Source organism: Pelagibacterium mangrovi (assembly GCF_036662815.1).
GTDB classification, from domain to species: domain Bacteria; phylum Pseudomonadota; class Alphaproteobacteria; order Rhizobiales; family Devosiaceae; genus Pelagibacterium; species Pelagibacterium mangrovi.
In genome coordinates, this window is sequence record NZ_JBAFXA010000001.1 from 289,505 (window position 1) to 308,971 (window position 19,467).

The window sequence follows — 19,467 nt, forward strand, 5'->3', positions numbered from 1 at the left end:
GTCTCCAGCACCGATTGGAGATTTCACCATGCTCGACCAGATCAAGGGCCTGCATCACATGACCTCGATGTCGCGCGATGCCGATGCCAACAACCGTTTCTTCACCGATACGCTCGGCCTGCGCCGGGTCAAGAAAACCGTCAATTTCGACGAGCCGTCCGTCTATCACCTCTATTACGGCGATGAAATGGGCACGCCGGGATCGGTGATGACCTATTTCCCCTTCCCGAACATCATCCGCGGCCGTCCCGGCACCGGTGAAGTGGGCGAAACGGTCTTTTCCGTTCCCGAGGGCAGCCTCGATTTCTGGAAGGAGCGCTTCGCGCAAAAGGGCGTCGCCGGCGTTGCCGCCGAAGAGAGCTTCGGCGAAAAGCGCCTGCGTTTTACCGCCGTCGACGGCGATCATTTCGCCCTTGTCGAAGCCAAGGCCGACCCCCGCGCCCCCTGGACGGGCGGAACCGTTCATGGCGACGAGGCCATTCGCGGCTTTGCCGGCGCGACGCTGCGCCTGCGCGATTGCGGGCCGACCGAAGAGCTCTTGAAATTCATGGGCTATGAGCACGCCGACACGTCCAAGGGCATCAAGCGCTTCGAGATCCCCGACGGCAATGGGGCCGACGTCATCGACCTCCAGACGCTCCCCAACATGCCGCGCGGCGATCTGGGGGCGGGGTCGGTGCACCATATCGCCTTTGCCGTCGACAACCGCGACGCGCAGATCGCGGCGCGTCAGGCGTTGCTCGATACCGGATATCAGGTCACGCCGGTCATCGACCGCGATTATTTCTACGCCATCTACTTCCGCACCCCCGGCGGCGTGCTGTTCGAGATCGCGACCAACGAACCCGGCTTCGACCGGGACGAGGACACCGCTCATCTGGGCGAGGCGCTCAAGCTCCCCACCCAGCACGAGCACCTGCGCGCCTATCTCGAAACGCATCTGCCCGAGATCAGGGATTGAGTGAAAACCGCAGGCTTTTGGCTGGCACTGAAGCTCCCACGCCCTCGACTCCCCTTCTCCCCTTGAGGGAGAAGGGGGGCTCTCGCTTGAAAAGCGAAAGGTCGGATGAGGGGTGCGCAGCGCCTGCCCGGCCACCAAGCAAGGAAATATGAACATGGCCTACATCACCAAAACCCACGACCCCAAAACCCCCGGCGCCCCCACGCTGGTGCTCTTCCACGGCACCGGCGCCGACGAAAACCAGTTCTTCGCCCTCGGCCGCCAGCTCTTGCCCAACGCCCGGCTTGTTGCCCCGCGCGGCGATGTTTCCGAAGGCGGGGCGCTGCGCTATTTCCATCGCACCGGCGAGGGCGTCTATGACATGGACGACCTCAAGACGCGCACCGACGCCATGGCCGAATTCCTCAAGGGCCTTGCCGCCGACGGCCCGATGATCGGATTGGGCTATTCCAACGGCGCCAATATCCTGGCGTCGGTCATGATCTCCCATCCCGAAATCGTCGACGCCGCCGTGCTCATGCACCCGCTGATCCCGTGGACCCCCGAGCCGGTCGCAGAGCTCGCCGGCCGCAAGGTGCTCATCACCGCCGGCCAGCGAGATCCCATCGCCCCCGCCCAGCTCACCCAGGCGCTGGCCGATTGGTTCGTGGCCCAGGGCACCGAGACCGAGATCGCCTGGCATGAGGGCGGCCACGACGTGCCCCAGAACGAATTGATGGCCGTCGCCGCCTTCCTTAAATCTTGGGGCTAGCTAGCGTTTCCAGCAAGCACGCCAAAGAAAAACTTAGGCCAGAAGGTCGGCCCAATCGGGATGGCGGCGGAACTGCACCGCCACATAGGGGCATTGGGGAACGATCCTGAACCCGCCCTTGCGCGCATCCTCGATGGCGCGTTTGACCAGTTGCAACGCGATGCCGCGGCCCTCGAAGGCGCGCGGCACGCCCGTATGGTCGATGACGATCGAGCCGTCCGGGCGTCGCCGATAGGTCATTTCGGCCTGCTCGCCGGGGGCCAGATCGGCCCAATAGCGTCCACGGTCACCGCTCAGGCTGTGGTGGATGTCGAGTTGGGTGTCCATGGTCGCTTCCTTTCGTCGTTTTGCCCACCTTAACGCCGAACCCCCGCTTGTGGTTGACGAAGTGCGCGCATCCCAGCACTCTCTGGCGCACAATCAAGGAGCCGAGATGAGCCTTCCCCTCCACCACATGATCGAAAGCGGCCCCCGCCCGGTGGCCCCCTTTTCCCATGCCGTCGAGGCCGATGGCTGGGTGTTCGTTACCGGCCAGATGCCCACCGACCCCGACGCTCCCGACGCTCCGCTTCCCGAGGGGATCGAGGCGCAGACGCGGCGGGTGATGGACAATCTGGGGATCGTTCTGGGCGGCATCGGGCTGACGCTGGAAAACGTCACCATGGCGCGCATCTATCTCACCGATTTCGAAGGCGATTACGCGGCGATGAACGCCATCTACCAGTCCTATTTCGAACCGGGCAAACTGCCGGCCCGCACCACCATCGGGGTGACGGGCCTGGCTGTAGGGGCGAGGGTTGAAATCGATCTGATCGCCCGGCGGCCTTAGGAGGTAACCGCAAGCTCAGCGCTCTGGCAGCGTCTCGTCAAACCTTAGGCGCTGCAACCAGAGCCCCCCTCTCCCCTTGAGGGAGAGGGGCCGGGGTGAGGGGTGCGCAGCGGCTCGGCGCGCTCAATCGCCTATGACGATCCTCACCCTGTTCCCTGCCGGATCACGCGTTTCGATCCCGCCTTCGATCGTCTCCACCGGCGAACCAGCACCCTCCATCCTCCCCCGCACCTCACCGAGCGTCCCCTCGTCGGGCACGACGATGGTAAACCAGCGCAACCCCGCCGCCCCGAGCGGGGGCATGGACGGATTGCGTCCGGCCCAGATGTTGAAGGCCAGGATGTGCGGCGCGTAGTCGAGATTGACGTCGCCCATGCCGTACCGGCGCGACAGCAATTGTCCGGCAAAGCCGAGTTGGTCGCGATAGAACCCCATGGCGGTGTCCAGATCGTCCACATGCACGTGCACATGCCCGATCCGCGTGCCCTCGGGCATCGGGCCGAACGGTGTCTCGTCGCCATCGAGTTCAGTCATGAGCCCCGGCACGTCGATGGGTTCGCGCCCCGAATGGGGCCGCCCGTCCGCCGTCATGGCCATAAGCTCGTCATTTTCCACGAACCGCCCGCGCCACGGCGTCTCGAAGGTGATTTCGATGCCATTGCCGTCGAAATCCCAGAAATAGAGCGCTTCGGAAACCAGGTGGTCGGTGGGAGAAACCCGCACCCGCGCGGCGATCGCGCGGTTGAGCGTCCGGGCGAAATCGCGCCGGGTCGGCACATGGATGGCCACGTGATAGAGCCCGATGGTATGGGGCGTCACCGGGCCGGTCGCCCCGGTGTGGAGCACGACGAGCACCTTGCCGCCCGCGCCCAGCTCCAGCCGGTCGTCATGGCGCGCGATCAGCGTCAGGCCCACAACGTCGCGCCAGATGGCCAGCGCGCGCTCGGCATCGGTCACCGCGATATGGATGGCGCCCAGCCGGGTCGTGGTGGGAACCAGCAAGGGGGTGGCAACAGTGGATTGAACGTCAGACATGGCAGATCTCCGGCGGCCGTCATCGGCCAGGCAATTTTTCATTGCCTCCAAGATAGTCCCTGCCGGCGTTGTGATTAAGTGGACGGAAGGCGACGGATTGTTGCCAAATGGCGAATGACGGGCAGGGAAGAGCGGCGCGGCGCGGGTCGCACGAACAGCTCGGGCCGCTGGGCGGCCAGCGCTTCGAGCTCGCTGATCATGCCGTCGAGATGCCGGCGCATGGCGCGGGCGGCGGGATCGGGCTTGCCGGCGGCGACAAGGTCGACGATCTCGGCGTGCTCCTCGATCCCCAGCGCGATGCGCCGCATGGTGTTGGTCATCTGCCGCGTCCTGTCGAGATTGTTGCGGGCGGTGTCGACCATGGCCTTCATGCGCTTGTAATCGAGGGGGACCAGAAGCAGTTCGTGAAATTGCAGATCGAGCGCGTGGAAGGCGTCGCGATCCTCGGCCACGGCCCTTTGGGCGGCGATATTGGCGTGCAGCGCCTCGATGGTCTCGCCGGGCCGGCGCGCCGCCAGCACGCGGACCGCCTCGCCCTCGAGCGCCTTGCGGATGAAGATGTATTCGCGGACTTCCGCAAAGGAGAGGAACGAAACCACGGTGCCGCGCTGGGGGAGGATTTCGAGAAGGCCCTCGGCCTCCAATCGCGCGAACGCCTCGGCGACCGGGGAGCGCGAGACGCCGAGGCGCGCGCAGATCTGGGCCTTGTCGAGCATGGTGCCGGGCGGCAATTTCAGCGCGATGATCGCCTGGCGCAATTGCGTGGCCACTTGGGCGGCCATGGAGCCACGCGCCAGTTCGGTTGCCGGGGCGAGAAAGGAATAGCTCGTTTGGGCAGTATCCATCCGGTCCGTCGTCTGTCTATTTGTATGATTATACCAACATTGGATGCGGCGGCAAAGGGGCACGGCGAAACGGCCCATGTTGCCTTCCGGCGCCTTTGCGCGTTCAATCCATGCAACGACAAAAAAGGAGGCATGCCATGACCCTCACACCCGTTCTCACCGACAAGCTCGCCGAGCCCCGCCTTGCCGTCGCCGGCGGCTTCATAAACGGCAAATGGAGCTCCGTTTCCTCGCGCGGCAAGGTGTTTCGGGTCTCCAACCCCGCCACCGGCGAGGTACTGGCGCAAATCCCCGATCTCGCCACCCACGCCACGCGCGAGGCGATCGATGCCGCCCACGCCGCGCAGCCGGGTTGGGCGGCGCTTTCGGCCAAAGAGCGCGCCGATCTCTTGAAAAAGCTCAATCGCCTGATGGTCGAAAACGCCGACGATCTGGCCACCATCCTCACCCTCGAAATGGGCAAGCCCTTCAAGGAGGCACGCGGGGAAATCCTTTATGGCGCCAGTTTCATCGAATGGTTCGCCGAGGAAGCGCGCCGCGTCTATGGCGACACCATTCCCGGCCACACCGCCAACACGCGGATCACGGTGATCAAACAGCCCGTGGGCGTTGTGGGGGTCATCACGCCTTGGAATTTCCCCAACGCCATGCTGGCCCGAAAGCTGGCCCCGGCGCTCGCTGCGGGCTGCACCGTGGTCGCCAAACCCGCTTCGGAAACCCCGCTCTCGGCGCTCGCAATCGCGCGGCTGATGGAATGGGCGGGCTTTCCTCCCGGCGTCTTCAACGTCGTGCCGGGTACCGACGCGGCGGCGATCGGGGAGGAATTGTGCGCCAACCCCAAGGTGCGCAAGATCAGCTTCACCGGTTCGACAAATGTGGGCCGCGTGCTCATGCGCCAATGCGCCGATGGCATCAAGCGCATGAGCATGGAACTGGGAGGCAATGCGCCCTTCATCGTCTTCGACGATGCCGATCTCGAAGCGGCTGTCGATGGCGCCATCGCGTCCAAATTCCGCAATGCGGGGCAAACCTGCGTCTGCGCCAACCGCGTCTATGTCCAGGCCGGCATCCACGATGCGTTCGTTGCGCACCTCAAGGAAAAAATGGCTCAACTGAAGGTCGGCAACGGCATGGAGGAGGGGATCGATATCGGCCCGCTCATCACCGGCAAGGCCGTCGACAAGGTCGAGGATCTGCTGGCCGACGCGCGCGAGCAGGGCGCTTCGATCGAAATGGGCGGGGCGCCCACCGGCGAGATGACGTTCTATCCGCCGACCCTGCTGACCGGCGCCACCAGAACCATGCGGCTGGCGCGGGAGGAAATCTTCGGGCCTGTGGCCCCGGTGTTCAAATTCGAAACCGCCCAGGAGGTGATCGAGCTCGCCAACGCCACCGAATTCGGTCTGGCCGCCTATTTCTTCGCCAGGGACATCTCCAGGGTCACCCGCGTCGCCGAGGCGCTGCAATATGGCATCGTGGGCATCAACACCGGCCTCATCTCCACCGAAGTCGCCCCCTTCGGCGGCGTCAAGCAATCGGGTTTCGGGCGCGAGGGGTCCAAATACGGCATCGAGGATTATCTCGATATCAAATATCTCTGCCTGGCGGTGGACGAGGTGTAGCGGGCGCGCATCCTTCAATTCGTCGTCCTCGGGCGCGGCCGGAGGACCCATGCAGCGCACTTGCCCCACCGCTCCCGGTTACCTCCCGTTAGCCTTCGTCTCCCTATCGTCGCGCCAGACCACAGGGAGACGATTCGATGCGGACGGTTTTCGGTAAGCTGCGCGCGAAGCCAAGGCGCCGGCGCGCCATGGTCGTCGAACCGATGCTGGCTTTCGTCGCCGTCGTCGCGCTGGGCTGGGTGGCCATCGACAAGGGTTATGTGCCCGTCCCGGCGCTCGAACGCTCCCCTGCAACGGCGACGCCCGGCGAAACAATTTCCGCGCGCTTCGCGCTCTGCACGGGTGCGGGCGGCACCTGCGTCATTGATGGGGATACCATCCGCATCGCGGGCCAATCGGTCCGCGTCGCCGATATCGATACGCCCGAGGTGCGCGATTACGCGTGCCAGGAAGAAAAGGCGCTGGGCGACCGCGCCACGCGGCGCATGCTCGACCTCGTCAATGGCGGGGCCTTCACGCTCGCCCCTTGGGGCAATCGCGACGCGGATCAGTATGGCCGCAAGCTGCGCGTCCTCAGCCGGGACGGGCAGTCGCTGGGCATGGTGTTGGTCGCCGAAGGCCTGGCGCGCCCCTGGGACGGCGCGCGCCGGAGCTGGTGCGGCTAGAGTGCTTCCAGCAAAAGTGGATGCCACTTTTGCTGGAAGCGCGACGAAACAAAGACCTAGAGCGGCGTCCTATCTGCGCCCGCGCATGCCGTCCACGCTCCAGTCCCCCGGACCGGCGAAGACCAGATAGAGGAACACGAAGCAGTAGAGAATGGCGAAACCGCCCAGATTGGTGGCCGGGAAAAAGCCCATCGGCGCGTGCCCCATGAAATAGGCGACGGCCATGAAACCGCACAGGATGAAGGCGGTGGGGCGGGTGAAAAGCCCCAGCACGATCAGCAGGCCGCCCACCAGTTCGAGAAGGCCCGCAGTCGTCACCAGCGGATCGAGCGGGGGCATTTCCATGGGGGCTGTGGGAAAGCCGAACAGCTTTTGCGTACCGGTCTGGATAAACAGCACCCCGGTAACGATGCGCAGCACGGCCAGGGCCTTGGGCGCATGTTGAGACAGGGTTGCCGCCAGCGAAGTCGTCGATTGGGAAGTCGTTTGCATTGAAGTCCCCTCGGTTGGATGAGCGATGCGTTGAGCATCGCTGATATCGCGAGGACGAATGATCGCTCGACTTTCCGACACGCGCACGCGTTTTTTCAATAATGGGGCGGCGGCGGCTCGATCTTGCCGGTGCGCGCCATCTGCTCGACGGCGGCCATTTGGTCGTCGATAAGCTGCAACTGGCGCTTGAGCCTGTCGATCTCGCGCCATTGCTCGGCCACCACCGCGTTCATCTCCTCGATGATGCGATCCTGATGGGCAACCCGCTCTTCGAGCGTGGTCAGTCTTTCGTCAGCGGACATATATGGCCTTAATCGATGGTCAGAACGCCTGCATCGGTGGGGGCAAACCCGCAGGAAAGATAGAAGTCGCGCAGATGGGGCTCGAAGTCCACATGCACTTTCCTGATGCCGCGCTGGCGGGCCACCTTGAGTGCCTCTTCGACCATGGATTGGCCGATCCCGTGGTCGCGGAAGTCCGGGTGCACGCAAACATCCACCAGAAAAGCATGCACGCCCCCATCCCAGGCCATGTTGGCGAAGCCGATCAACTCGTCGTTCTGGAAGGCGGCCACATGGGTGAGGCTGCGCTTGAGCACGGCGCGGAAATCGGCGAGCCCGTCGATCTCCCAGGTGATGCGCCACAGGTCGGACAACGCCTGCTGGCTGGGAAAGGGATCGATCCTGATATCGACGACATCCATGAGATAATCCTTGGAGCGAAAACGGGAAAAATACTTAAAAGAAATGACCGCCTACCGCAAAGGTTGCCGTTTTGCGCCTTTCATCGTAAAGTGACGATGAAAGACATCGACCATCCAGCAAGGCCCCTTCATGTCCGAAACCAGTCCCGCCGCCATCACCCGCGATCCCGTGTGCGGGATGATTGTGGACCCGGCGACCGCCAGCCACCACGCAACCCATGAGGGGCAGGATTTCCACTTCTGCAATCCGGGTTGCAAGGAGAAGTTCGAGGCCGATCCGGACGCGTATCTCACTGCAAAGGACCCGGTTTGCGGCATGGACGTGGACCGCGCCCACGCCAAATTCATGACCAGGCACGAGGGCGAAAGATTCTATTTCTGCTCGCCCCGCTGCCAGGAAAAGTTCGAGGCCGATCCCGCCGCCTATCTGGGCGATCGCCCCGCGCCCGAACCCATGCCGGAAGGCACGCTCTATACCTGTCCCATGCATCCGGAAATCGTCCAGGACCACCCCGGCGATTGCCCGCTCTGCGGCATGGCGCTCGAACCCATGGGCGTACCCGCCACCGATGCCGGCCCCAATCCCGAACTCGTCGATTTCTCGTTCCGGCTGAAGGTTTTCGCCGCCCTTACAGTGCCGATCCTGCTGATCGCCATGGGGCCGATGGTCGGCCTGCCGATCCGCGACTGGATCGGGGAGACCACGGCCAAATGGGCCGAGCTGATCCTTGCCACCCCCATCGTCGTCTGGGCGGCGGCGCCGTTCTTCAAGCGTTTCTGGTCCTCGCTCAAGAACCGCAGCCCCAATATGTGGACGCTGATCGGCATGGGAGTGGGCGCGGCCTTTGCGTTCTCGGTGGTCGCGACTGTCTTCCCCGATATCTTCCCCATGAGTTTCAGGCACATGGGCGGTTCGGTGCCGGTCTATTTCGAGGCCGCCGCCGTCATCATCACCCTGGTCTTTGCCGGCCAGGTGCTCGAACTCAAAGCCCGCGAGCAGACCGGCTCCGCCCTGCGCGCGCTCCTCGATCTCGCCCCCAAGACGGCGCGGGTCGTCCATGACGGTCACGAGCACGATGTGCCGCTCGAAAACGTCAAGTCCGGCGATATCCTGCGCGTCCGCCCCGGCGATGCCGTGCCCGTCGATGGCGAGGTGATCGAGGGGAATTCGGGGATCGATGAATCCATGCTCACGGGTGAGCCGCTGCCGGTCGAAAAGAGCGTGGGCGATGCGGTCACCGGCGGCACGCTCAACGGCAATGGCACGTTCCTGATGCGTGCCGACGCGGTGGGTGCGGAAACCAAGCTCTCGCGCATCGTCGAGATGGTCGCCAAGGCCCAGCGCACCCGCGCGCCCATCCAGGCGTTGGCCGATAAGGTGGCGCAATATTTCGTGCCCGCCGTGGTGGTGGTCGCCATCATCGCCTTCATCGTCTGGTCGATCTTTGGCCCCGAGCCGGCCATGGTCTATGCGCTGATCGCCGCCGTCTCGGTGCTGATCATCGCCTGCCCCTGCGCGCTAGGGCTTGCCACCCCCATGTCGGTGATGGTCGCCACGGGCCGGGGCGCGCAGGCCGGCGTTCTGGTGCGCGAGGCCCGCGCGCTCGAAACCCTGGCCCGCGTCGATACGCTGATCGTGGACAAGACCGGCACGCTGACCATGGGCAAGCCCAAGCTGGTGGGCGTCGACAGGGTCGATGGCGTTTCGGAAGCAGAACTCCTCGCCCTCGCCTCGGGCCTCGAACAGGGCTCGGCCCATCCGCTCGCCGAGGCCATCGTCGCCGGCGCCAGTGAAAAGGGTGTTTCGGGTCGCCGGATCGAAAATTTCGCCTCCCACACCGGCATGGGCATTTCGGGCACCGACGATGGCGAACCGGTCGCCCTGGGCAATCTGCGCCTGCTCGATACAGTGGGCGCTGAGCTGCCCGACGCCCTGCGCTCGGCCGCCGATGCACGGATCGCGGAAGGCCAGACCGCCATGTATCTGACGCGCGGCACGTCGGTCATCGGCGTCGTCGGCGTCGCCGATCCGATCAAGCCGGAAGCCAAAGCCGCCCTCGATGCGCTTCATGCCGATGGGGTCAAAATCGTCATGGCCACCGGCGATGCCGAAGGCACGGCGCGGGCCGTGGCCCGGCAATTGGGGATCGACGAGGTTTTCGCCCAGGTGATGCCCGAGGATAAACTCGAGCTGGTCAAAAAGCTCAAAGCCGACGGCAAGACGGTGGCCATGGCCGGCGACGGCATCAATGACGGCCCGGCCCTCGCCGCCGCCGATGTGGGCATCGCCATGGGCACGGGCGCCGACGTCGCCATGGAAAGCGCCGGGATCACGCTGGTCGGCGGCGAGTTGAACGGCATCGTTCGGGCCCGAAAACTGGCCCATGCGACGCTCTCCAACATCAAGCAGAACCTGTTCTTTGCCTTCGCCTACAACACCCTGGGCGTGCCGGTCGCCGCCGGTGTCCTCTATCCGGTGTTCGGCCTGCTTCTCTCGCCCATGTTCGCGGCGGCGGCGATGTCGCTGTCTTCGGTCTCGGTCATCGCCAACGCCCTGCGGCTGCGCGGGATCAAGCTTTAGGCTCCAAAGCTTCCACAACCTCAGCACCCCTTCTCCCCTCGAGGGAGAAGGTGGGCCGGCGAAGCCGGGTCGGATGAGGGGTGCGCTGAGTTTCCACGCGAACCGCCCTCGATAATCCCCAAGCATCCGCCCACCATCTTGGCGAATGCCCGCCGAGCGTATAGAGAAGCGCCGACGCGCCAGCCGGGGAGGGCATTGATGTTCGTTGTCGCAGGGGAAAGCCTCATCGATCTGGTCGCCAAGCCGAGCAAGGACGGCGGCACGCTGGAAATGGGCGCCCATGAGGGCGGCTCGCCCTACAACTGCGCCATAGCGCTGGCGAAGCTGGGCCAGCCCACCGGCTTTCTCTGCCCCATCTCCAAAGACACCTTCGGCGATCTGCTGATGGCCCCGCTAACCGCCGCCGGCGTCGTCCCGCTGGTCGAGGAACGGTCCGATTGCAACACGACGCTCGCCGTCGTCACCCGCAACGCCAGGGGCCTGCCCGCCTACGCCTTTTATCGCCAGGGCACCGCCGAGCGCGACATCTCCCGCGAAAAGCTGCGCGCAGCGCTACCGCAAACCATTGATCTCTTCCAGATCGGCGGGTTCCTGCCCATCGAACCCGAGGATTCGGCAATCTGGCTCGATGTGGTCAAGTCCGTGGCGGCGCGCGGCGCGGTCCTCTCCATCGATCCCAACGTCCGCCCCAGCCTCATCTCCGATTTCGCCGGCTACAAGCAGCGCCTCGGCGCGTTCCTCGATCTCGCCCATATCGTCAAGGTTTCCGACGAAGACCTCGCCGCCCTCGATCCAGCCAAATCCATCGAGGAACACGCGCAAGACCTTCTCGCCCGCCCCAATGTCGAACTCGTTGTCGTCACCCAGGGCGAGGACGGATCGCGGGCCTTCACCGCTGGCGCCGAGGCGCGCGCCGCGATCTATCGTCCCCAAACCTTCGGCGACACGGTAGGGGCCGGCGATAGCCTGATGGCCGGCATCCTCACGGCGCTGTCCGAGCGCGGCGCGCTGCAAAAGGGCAAGATCGGCAGCCTCGATGCCGGCGCGCTGGGGGAAATCCTCACCTTCGGCGCGGTTACGGCAGGCCTCAATTGCGCCCATGCGGGCTGCAATCCGCCCACCCGCGCCGAGGTCGAAGCGGTGCTGGCGCGTCTGTAACCGGCTGGCACATTGCTGCCGGATTGGAGGGCCAATATTGCCGCCGATCGTTTGCGCCACACACGGACATCAGTGCCCATGAAAGCCCTCCTCGCCACTCTCGCCCTTTGCCTTGCCTGCGCCCCGGCCATGGCCCAGACGGTCAGCGAATACACCGAATACGATCTCGAAGCCGATTGCAGCGTCATCGGGCGCTCGCTCGAAGGAGAGGGCGATTGGGTCGATTTCGTCTGCCCGGGCTATGCGGGCTATCCCTTCGTCGTCCGCTACACCGATGGGCGGGAATCGGTCACCTACGGCTTTGCCACCGATTCGGGCATGTCGACCTTTTCGCCCTTCAACTACGCCAATGGCACTGTGGAATGGCGGGTGCGGATCGACCGTGACGTCGAAACCCCCGTCGCGGCCATCCAGCGCTGGTTCCTCGCCGATATCGACGGCAACTGGTCGCGCCAGATCCTCGTCGTCTCCCGCGTCGGCCAGCCCGATGGCGGCGGCGCCTGCGCCCTCGGCTTCATCGACGCCCATGCGGAAGGCGCCAACCAGGCGGCCCGGCAACTGGCCGACCAAATGGCCGAAAATTTCGCCTGCGGCTCGGACACGCCCCATATCGATGAGACGGTCAGCGACATCGTGCCGGCGGGGTAGGCGCCGCTGTCTGCTTTCCCAGTTGGCGATGATCGAAGAAATCATCCGACCCCAACATGTCATTGCGGGATTTATTCCCGGAATCCAGCTACAGCGCCTCACCAACCGCCGCACTCTGCGTTTTTCCCAATCGCCCCTGTCGGAATCCCCCACCCTCATCCGTCCTTGCCTCGAAAACCGGACCGAAAGTCCGGTTTCACCCTAAAATAATCGCGATTGCCTGCCTCAATGGCGCCAATTAGGCTCGCCCCTCGCAAAGGACCGGACCATGAGCCCCTTCAACCAGATTCTGGGCAACAACCTCGTTGCCAACGTCACCAATTTCACCGTCTGGTTCGCCATCACCTTCTGGATCTATATCGAGACCCAGTCGGTGTTCGCGACGGGCATGGTGGCCGGCATCTTCCTCGTGTTCACCGCTGCCTTCGGCATCTGGCTCGGGGCCATCGTCGATCACAATTCCAAGCGGCTGGCGATGATGGGGTCGAGTCTGGTCTCGTTTGTCTTCTACATCGCCGCCATCGCCATGGTGCTGCTCGAGCCCGAGGGAGCGTTTTCGGATGCTTTCAGCCCCTATCTCTGGGTGTTCGTCCTCGTCGTCATGCTCGGGGTGATCGCGGGCAATATCCGCTCGATCGCGCTGCCCATCATCGTCACGATCATGATCCCCGAGGATGAGCGCGACAAGGCAAACGGTCTTGTCGGCATGGTCACCGGCATCGGGTTTTTGACCACTTCGGTCATCTCGGGGTTCCTGGTTGCCTGGGGCGGCATGTATCTGGTACTCATGCTCGCCATCGCGGCCACGGCGCTGGTGTTCTTTCACCTGTTCTTCCTGCGCCTCAACGAGGGGCGCCCGGTGCCCGTCGATGGCCAGCCGGCCGAGCCCAAGCGCGTCGACATCGCCGGCACCATCGCGGTGATTGCCGCCGTGCCGGGCCTGTTCGCGCTGATCTTTTTCGCTACCTTCAACAATTTTCTGGGCGGCATCTTCATGGCGCTGCTCGATGCCTATGGGCTGTCGCTGGTCCCGGTCGAAGTCTGGGGCCTGCTGTTCGGCGTGCTCTCGACGGCCTTCATCGCCTCGGGCCTGTTGATTTCACGGATCGGCCTGGGCAAGAACCCTCTCAAAACCCTGCTGCTGGTCAATCTCATCACCTGGTCGGTCTGCTGCGTCTTTACGCTGCAATCGTCCATCTGGCTGTTGGCGGCGGGCTGTTTCGTCTGGATGTTCCTGGGTCCCTTCGCCGAGGCCGCCGAGCACACCACGCTGCAAAAAGTCGTGCCGCTGGAACGCCAGGGCCGCGTCTTCGGCTTTGCCCAATCCATCGAACAGGCCGCGTCCCCGCTCACCGCTTTCCTCATCGGTCCCTACACCCAGTTCGTGGTCATCCCCTTCATGACCGAGGGCACGGGCGCGGACACCATCGGCGGCTGGTTCGGCACGGGCCCGGATCGGGGCATCGCATTGGTCTTTACGGTCGCCGGCTTTGTCGGTGTCCTCGTCACCATCATGGCCCTCAACTCCCGCCCCTACCGCCAGCTCTCAGCCTTCTACGCCGGCCAACCGGATACCGAGGTGGAGACCACCGAGGGGCCAAAGCCGGCTTAGGCAGTGCCCGAAGCCGGGTCGGATGAGGGGTGCGCCGAGCTTGCGGAGAACGACAAAGCAAGAGACGGCCAAATCCAACGAAATACCCGAATATCAAGCTCTACGGCTGCACCCGCGAAATCTTCCGATCCACCCCCATTGTGATCGCCAGCGTCAGGAATGCGAACACCAGAAGCCCGAAGGCGATGATGTGCGCCTCGGTCCACCGCAACTGCTCGACATAATCGAAGATCGCTATGGAAAGCACCTTGGTGCGCCCCGGAATATTGCCCCCGATCATCATCACCACGCCGAATTCGCCCACCGTATGGGAAAACCCCAGCACCGTGGCTGTCAGATACCCAGGCCGGGCCAGCGGCATCGCCACGCGCAGGAAGGTCTGGAACCGGCTCGCCCCCAGCGTGTGGGCGGCTTCGATGGGATCGTCCCCCACGGCGATAAAGGCGTTGCGCAGCGGCTGGACGACAAAGGGCAGGGAGTAGAACACCGAGCCGATCACCAGTCCGGGAAAGGTGAAGGCCAGCGTGCGCGCGCCCCAGAGCGGGGCCAGCCAGCCGCCCGGCCCGTTCACGCCGAGAAGGATCAGCATATAGAACCCCAGCACCGTGGGCGGCAGCACCAGCGGCAGGGCCACGGCGGCGTTGACGATCACCGTCCAGCGCGATTTCGACCGCGCCAGCCACCAGGCGATCGGCGTGCCGATCAGCAGCAGGATCACGGTCGTCGTCGCGGCCAGCGTCAGGGTAAGCCTGACCGCCGGCCAGATGTCCGCGAAAAGGCTCACTCGCCGGCGAATCCATAGCCATAGGAGGCGATAATCTCACGCGCGGCATCGGACGATCTCACGAAGTCGAGAAACGCCGCCGCCGCCTCATTGTCGGTCAGCAGCACAGCGTCCTGTGTGATGGGTTCGTAAAAGTTTCCATCCACCACCCAGCGCGACCCGTCATCGCGCCCGATCACCTGGGAAAGCGCCACGAACCCCAGTTCGGCATTGGCGGTGTCGACGAACTGATAGGTCTGGGAAATGTTCTGGCCCACCACCAGCTTGTCGGTCAGCGCCTCGGTCAGCCCCAGCGCTTCGATCACCTCGACGGCGGCGGCGCCATAGGGGGCGGCCGCCGGTTCGGCTATGGCGAGCTGGGCGAAATCGCCCTCGAGGCTTTCCGGCCCCGTCACCAGATCGGCATCGGTCGAAAACAGCACCAATTGCCCCACCGCATAGGTGAAACCCGAGCCTTCGACCGCCAGCCCCTCGTCCAGCATCCGGGCGGGGGTCGCTGCATCGGCGGAAAGGAACGCGTCGAACGGCGCGCCCTGGGTCACCTGCGCATAAAGTTGCCCCGTCGCCCCGAAGGAAAAGCCGATGTCCTGTCCGGTTTCCTGCGCAAAAGCTGTGCCCAGCTCCTCGGCGGCTGCCGTGAAATTGGCGGCCACGGCGATCTGCGCGTCCTGCGCGCTGGCGGGCAAAGCCAGGGCGAGAGCCGCGAAAAGCGTGAGCGAAAAGCGCATGGATATCCCCTCGATGTGTTTGATAAACCACATCGAGCTTCGCACGCCGGTCCTATCCGGGCAACCGATATGTTCAGCCAGAAATATCGCGGCGCAGGCCCTTGATGGCCTCAAGATCGTCGGCGATGGCGGCGGCGGTTTTGGCCTCCATCGCCCGATAGCGCGCCAGCACTTCGCGCCCCGCCGGGGTGAGGGAGGCACCGCCCTGGGCCGAGCCGCCCCGGCTGGTTTCGACCAGCGGAGCGCCGAACCCTTCATTGAGCGCCTGAACCAGGCTCCAGGCGCGCTTGTAGCTCATGGCCATAGCCTTGCCCGCCGCCCCGATCGAGCCCGTCGCCTCGATCCCGGCGAGCAGATCGGCCCGCCCCGGTCCCATGTAGAAATCCTCGTCGAGCACCATCCTTAAGTGCCCAAGACCGGAAGCTGGGACCGGGCGCCGCATTTATGCGGAAAGCTGGGCCGCTTCGGTCGCCAGCTTGCGGATGGTGTCGAAATCCCCCGCCGCGATCGCATCGGAGGGCACTGTCCATGACCCACCGACGCAAACGACGTTGGGGAGTGCGAGATAGGATTTGGCCTTCTCCATATCGATGCCGCCCGTGGGGCAGAATTTCAGATCCGCCAGGGGCGAAGCGAAGGATTTGAGCACCGGCACCCCGCCCATCGCCTCGGCGGGGAAGAATTTGAGATACCCATAGCCCAACAGCGATGCGGCCATGGCTTCGGTGGGCGAGGCGATCCCCGGCAGCAGGGGAATGGAGATGTCCTCGGCGTCCTCGAGCAGCCGCACCGGCGCGCCGGGCGACACCATGAACTGGCAGCCCGCATCGGCCGATGCCTTCATGTCGTCCTTCTTGCGCACGGTCCCCGAGCCCACGACGGCGCCCGGCACCTTGGCCATTTCCGCGATGACCTTGAGCGCGTTCGGCGTGCGCAGCGTCACCTCGATATTGACCAGCCCACCCGCCACCAGCGCTTCGGCGAGGTCGCGGGCCGAGGCGACGTCGTCATGGATGATGACCGGAATCACGGGCGCCGCCGAAAGAAGGGTTGCAAGCTTCGCCGTATCCTGGGCCATGTGTGGGTTCTCCGTGATCTTACACAAATGCTGATCGTGCTCTAGCACGGGCTTTATTGAATTGGGAACCAAAACTCCCTAAGTCATCCCCGCGGCCAGGCGGTCGTGCCACCGGACCAGCGCGGGGACGCCTTTTATGCTCCAGCAGATCAACGCCATCACCCCCATCGATGAAGCGCGCGCCGTTCTCGCTGCCGATTTCGATCTCAAATTCTCCAAGGCGATCGAAAAGGAAACAAGGCCGGTTTTCGAAAAGGTCAGGGACCGTATCCCCGAGATCGAATGGCCGTTCTATGCGCCGCTGATCTTCCAGATCAACAAGCTCAAGCGCGAGAAAAACGCTGTCATCCTCGCCCACAATTACCAGACGCCGCAGATCTATTACGGGGTCGCCGACATCGTGGGCGACAGCCTGCAACTGGCGGTCGAGGCCACGCGGGTCGAGGCCGACACCATCGTCCAGTGCGGCGTCCACTTCATGGCCGAGACATCCAAGCTCCTCAATCCGCAAAAGACCGTCCTGATCCCCGACAGCCGCGCCGGCTGCTCGCTGGCCTCCTCGATCACCGCCGCCGACGTTCTGGCGATGAAGGCGCAATACCCCGGCGTGCCGGTCGTCACCTACGTCAATTCCTCTGCGGCGGTCAAAGCGGTCACCGATGTGTGTTGCACCTCCTCGAACGCCCTCGATATCGTCGAGGCGGTCGAGGGCGATACGGTGATCATGATTCCCGACCAGTACCTGGCCAAGAACACGGCCAAAAAGACCAGAAAAAAGATCATCACCTGGGCCGGCGCCTGCGAGGTGCACGAGACTTTTACCGCCGACGACATCGCCGAACTGCGCTCGGCCTATCCCGGCGCCAAGATCATCGCCCACCCCGAATGCCCGCCCGAGGTGATCGACGTTGTCGATTTCGCCGGCTCGACTTCGGGCATGATCAACTGGGTGCGCAGCGAAAAGCCCAGCCGCGTCGTGATGGTCACCGAATGTTCGATGAGCGACAACGTGGCGGCGGAAACCGAGGGCGTCTCGTTCCTGCGCGGCTGCAACATCTGCCCGCACATGAAGCGCATCAACCTCGAAAACATCCTCTGGAGCCTGCACACCGGCACCGAGGAAGTCACCATCGCCCCCGAACTGATGGACCCCGCCCGCGCCTCGGTCGAACGGATGATCGCCTATTCGACCAGCCGGAGCTGAAAAAGGCCTGCGCCTCTCCCCTCGTCACCCTCGGGCTTGACCCGAGGGTCCATAGCCTCGAAAAGTGCAACGGGAACGGGGGAACACGCCTTGGACATCTTCGATAACGTCTTCAACGCCGAGGGCGTGGTGATCGTCGGCGCGGGCCTCGCGGGCCTCTTCTGCGCCCTCAAGCTGGCCCCGCGCCCGGTCACCGTCCTTTCCCCCATGCCGCTCGGCTCGGGCGCTTCCTCGGCCTGGGCGCAGGGCGGGGTGGCCGCCGCGGTTGGCGAGGGCGACACCGCCCACGCCCATGCGCGCGATACCGAAATGGCCGGCGCCGGCATTGTCGATCACGGCGTTGCCGAATCGGTCACCGGGGAAGCTGCCGCCCGCATCGACGATCTGGCCAATTGGGGCACCCCGTTCGATCGCGACGCGCTGGGCCAGTTCGTCCTCTCGCGCGAGGCGGCCCATTCGGCCAACCGCGTGGTGCGGGTTTCCGGCGACCGCGCCGGCCACGCCATCATGCAGGCGATCATCGCCAAGGTGCGCCAAACTCCCTCCATCCGCGTTCTCGAAGGCATCACGGCGGTCGATCTCGCCCATGCCGATGGCCGCATCGTCGGCGTCTTCTGCCGCCGGCTGGGCGACCGCTATGTGGAGCCGGTCTTCATCCGCGCCCGCGCCACGGTGCTGGCCGCCGGCGGTTTGGGCGGGCTTTACGCCGTCACCACCAACCCGCCATCGGTGCGCGGCCACGCCATGGGGATGGCTGCCCGCGCCGGCGCCATCATCGCCGATCCCGAATTCGTCCAGTTCCACCCCACCGCCATCCTCACCGGCCGCGATCCTGCCCCGCTCGCCACCGAGGCCCTGCGCGGCGAAGGCGCCATCCTCGTCAACGATCTCGGCGAGCGGTTCATGCAAGCCATCCACCCCGACGCCGAGCTCGCCCCGCGCGATATCGTCGCCCGCGCCAATTTCAGGGAAATCCAGAGGGGCCGAAAGGTCTTTCTCGATACGCGCCAGGCGCTGGGCGCGCGCATCGTTTCGGCCTATCCCACCGTCGTCCAATACTGCCAGGCCGCCGGCATCGATCCGGTCACCGATCCCATCCCCGTCACCCCTGCCGCCCATTACCACATGGGCGGCGTCAAGGTGGACGAGGACGGCCGCTCGTCTCTCCCGGGCCTGTGGGTCTGCGGCGAGGCGTCCTGCACGGGCCTGCACGGCGCCAACCGGCTGGCCTCCAATTCCCTGCTCGAAGCCATCGTCTATGGCGCCCGCATCGCCGAGGACATCTCCGGCCTCGAACCCCGCCGTCGCCCGCTCCCCGATTTCGCCGGCATCGCCTGGGACGCGGAAAAGGGCGCCCGCGCCGAGGAGGTGCTGCGCAATCTCAGGGCCGTCAAGGACCTCCGCGCCACCATGAGCGCCGATGTGGGCGTCGAGCGCGATGCCGAGGGCCTCAAACGCGCCCTTCGCACCCTGCTGAACCTGGAAGAAACCGCGCTGGAAGTCACCCGCGCCTATCTCAACATGATTTCATCGGCCACCCTTGTCGCCGCCGCCGCGCTCAAACGCACCGAAAGCCGCGGCGGCCATTTCCGCACGGATTTCCCTCAGACGAGCACACAATGGCAGACGCACACTGAAATGACGCTGGCCGAAGCCCGCGCGATCCGGGCGGAGGCGTAGGGACAAGAGGACGCTCTGCTGCTGGATTCCGGGAACAAGTCCCGGAATGACAGTGGTTTGTTGTGGCACGGCATTGCCTTACCCCCACCCT

General features: G+C 64.7%; 21 protein-coding genes. 11 read left to right on the plus strand and 10 right to left on the minus strand.

From position 1 onward, the window contains the following. The first annotated feature begins 28 nt into the window (after window positions 1–28). Both V4T21_RS01425 and V4T21_RS01430 read left to right on the plus strand, forming a co-directional pair. Window positions 29–961 (plus strand): VOC family protein, encoded by a 933-nt coding sequence (locus tag V4T21_RS01425; RefSeq protein ID WP_332711996.1) that lies wholly within the window; start codon window positions 29–31, stop codon window positions 959–961. A 154-nt stretch (window positions 962–1,115) separates the two neighbouring features. Further along, entirely contained in the window at window positions 1,116–1,712 is a 597-nt protein-coding gene (locus V4T21_RS01430) for an alpha/beta hydrolase (RefSeq protein ID WP_440589603.1), read from the plus strand. A gap of 33 nt (window positions 1,713–1,745) precedes the next feature. Here the strand turns inward: V4T21_RS01430 and V4T21_RS01435 are convergent, their stop codons facing one another. Continuing rightward, a complete protein-coding gene (locus V4T21_RS01435) occupies window positions 1,746–2,039 on the minus strand; it encodes a GNAT family N-acetyltransferase (protein WP_332712001.1) in 294 nt (97 codons plus the stop codon). Between the two features lie 127 nt (window positions 2,040–2,166). On the opposite strand from V4T21_RS01435, the gene V4T21_RS01440 reads away from it, so the two are divergent. Further along, window positions 2,167–2,541, plus strand: a complete 375-nt coding sequence (locus V4T21_RS01440; protein ID WP_332712691.1) for a RidA family protein — start codon at window positions 2,167–2,169, stop codon at window positions 2,539–2,541. A gap of 123 nt (window positions 2,542–2,664) precedes the next feature. On the opposite strand, the gene V4T21_RS01445 is transcribed toward V4T21_RS01440, so the two are convergent. Continuing rightward, window positions 2,665–3,576, minus strand: a complete 912-nt coding sequence (locus V4T21_RS01445) for a VOC family protein (RefSeq protein WP_332712004.1) — start codon at window positions 3,574–3,576, stop codon at window positions 2,665–2,667. Between the two features lie 74 nt (window positions 3,577–3,650). Then, the gene (locus tag V4T21_RS01450; RefSeq protein ID WP_332712006.1) at window positions 3,651–4,421 is read right to left on the minus strand and encodes a GntR family transcriptional regulator; all 771 of its coding nucleotides are present in this window, start codon (window positions 4,419–4,421) and stop codon (window positions 3,651–3,653) included. Window positions 4,422–4,558: 137 nt separating this feature from the next. On the opposite strand from V4T21_RS01450, the gene V4T21_RS01455 reads away from it, so the two are divergent. Both V4T21_RS01455 and V4T21_RS01460 read left to right on the plus strand, forming a co-directional pair. After that, window positions 4,559–6,043 (plus strand): NAD-dependent succinate-semialdehyde dehydrogenase, encoded by a 1,485-nt coding sequence (locus V4T21_RS01455; RefSeq protein WP_332712009.1) that lies wholly within the window; start codon window positions 4,559–4,561, stop codon window positions 6,041–6,043. Window positions 6,044–6,180: 137 nt separating this feature from the next. Further along, window positions 6,181–6,708 carry a thermonuclease family protein gene (locus V4T21_RS01460; protein ID WP_332712012.1) on the plus strand — a complete coding sequence of 176 codons (528 nt, stop codon included), beginning with the start codon at window positions 6,181–6,183 and terminating at the stop codon, window positions 6,706–6,708. Window positions 6,709–6,777: 69 nt separating this feature from the next. Here V4T21_RS01460 and V4T21_RS01465 read toward each other — a convergent pair whose 3' ends face one another. The 3 genes from V4T21_RS01465 to V4T21_RS01475 form a co-directional block, all read right to left on the minus strand. Further along, window positions 6,778–7,200 (minus strand): DoxX family protein, encoded by a 423-nt coding sequence (locus V4T21_RS01465; RefSeq protein ID WP_332712015.1) that lies wholly within the window; start codon window positions 7,198–7,200, stop codon window positions 6,778–6,780. Between the two features lie 95 nt (window positions 7,201–7,295). Continuing rightward, window positions 7,296–7,502, minus strand: a complete 207-nt coding sequence (locus V4T21_RS01470) for a SlyX family protein (protein ID WP_332712017.1) — start codon at window positions 7,500–7,502, stop codon at window positions 7,296–7,298. 8 nt (window positions 7,503–7,510) lie between these two features. Beyond that, a complete protein-coding gene (locus tag V4T21_RS01475; RefSeq protein WP_332712020.1) occupies window positions 7,511–7,903 on the minus strand; it encodes a GNAT family N-acetyltransferase in 393 nt (130 codons plus the stop codon). Window positions 7,904–8,033: 130 nt separating this feature from the next. Between V4T21_RS01475 and V4T21_RS01480 the strand changes: the two genes are divergently transcribed. The 4 genes from V4T21_RS01480 to V4T21_RS01495 all read left to right on the plus strand — a co-directional run bounded on the left by V4T21_RS01480 (window position 8,034) and on the right by V4T21_RS01495 (window position 13,902). After that, complete coding sequence (locus V4T21_RS01480; protein ID WP_332712023.1) at window positions 8,034–10,484, plus strand: heavy metal translocating P-type ATPase; 2,451 nt, start codon at window positions 8,034–8,036, stop codon at window positions 10,482–10,484. Between the two features lie 198 nt (window positions 10,485–10,682). After that, complete coding sequence (locus V4T21_RS01485; protein WP_332712026.1) at window positions 10,683–11,642, plus strand: carbohydrate kinase family protein; 960 nt, start codon at window positions 10,683–10,685, stop codon at window positions 11,640–11,642. Between the two features lie 78 nt (window positions 11,643–11,720). Further along, window positions 11,721–12,290 carry a hypothetical protein gene (locus V4T21_RS01490; protein ID WP_332712029.1) on the plus strand — a complete coding sequence of 190 codons (570 nt, stop codon included), beginning with the start codon at window positions 11,721–11,723 and terminating at the stop codon, window positions 12,288–12,290. A 268-nt stretch (window positions 12,291–12,558) separates the two neighbouring features. After that, window positions 12,559–13,902, plus strand: a complete 1,344-nt coding sequence (locus tag V4T21_RS01495; protein ID WP_332712034.1) for an MFS transporter — start codon at window positions 12,559–12,561, stop codon at window positions 13,900–13,902. Between the two features lie 100 nt (window positions 13,903–14,002). On the opposite strand, the gene modB is transcribed toward V4T21_RS01495, so the two are convergent. The 4 genes from modB to eda form a co-directional block, all read right to left on the minus strand. Continuing rightward, a complete protein-coding gene (modB, locus tag V4T21_RS01500) occupies window positions 14,003–14,686 on the minus strand; it encodes a molybdate ABC transporter permease subunit (RefSeq protein WP_332712037.1) in 684 nt (227 codons plus the stop codon). Continuing rightward, window positions 14,683–15,414: a molybdate ABC transporter substrate-binding protein gene (gene modA, locus V4T21_RS01505; protein WP_332712040.1), complete on the minus strand. Its 732-nt coding sequence runs from the start codon at window positions 15,412–15,414 to the stop codon at window positions 14,683–14,685. Before modA ends, modB begins: the two co-directional genes overlap by 4 nt. A 73-nt stretch (window positions 15,415–15,487) precedes the next feature. Then, window positions 15,488–15,814, minus strand: coding sequence for a winged helix-turn-helix domain-containing protein (locus V4T21_RS01510; RefSeq protein ID WP_332712043.1), 327 nt, complete (start codon window positions 15,812–15,814; stop codon window positions 15,488–15,490). 42 nt (window positions 15,815–15,856) lie between these two features. After that, complete coding sequence (gene eda / locus V4T21_RS01515) at window positions 15,857–16,492, minus strand: bifunctional 4-hydroxy-2-oxoglutarate aldolase/2-dehydro-3-deoxy-phosphogluconate aldolase (RefSeq protein ID WP_332712046.1); 636 nt, start codon at window positions 16,490–16,492, stop codon at window positions 15,857–15,859. 136 nt (window positions 16,493–16,628) lie between these two features. Between eda and nadA the strand changes: the two genes are divergently transcribed. Then, on the plus strand, window positions 16,629–17,696 hold the full coding sequence (gene nadA, locus V4T21_RS01520; RefSeq protein ID WP_332712049.1) for a quinolinate synthase NadA: 1,068 nt from the start codon (window positions 16,629–16,631) through the stop codon (window positions 17,694–17,696). Window positions 17,697–17,786: 90 nt separating this feature from the next. Beyond that, window positions 17,787–19,376: an L-aspartate oxidase gene (locus V4T21_RS01525; RefSeq protein ID WP_332712051.1), complete on the plus strand. Its 1,590-nt coding sequence runs from the start codon at window positions 17,787–17,789 to the stop codon at window positions 19,374–19,376. Window positions 19,377–19,467 lie beyond the last annotated feature (91 nt).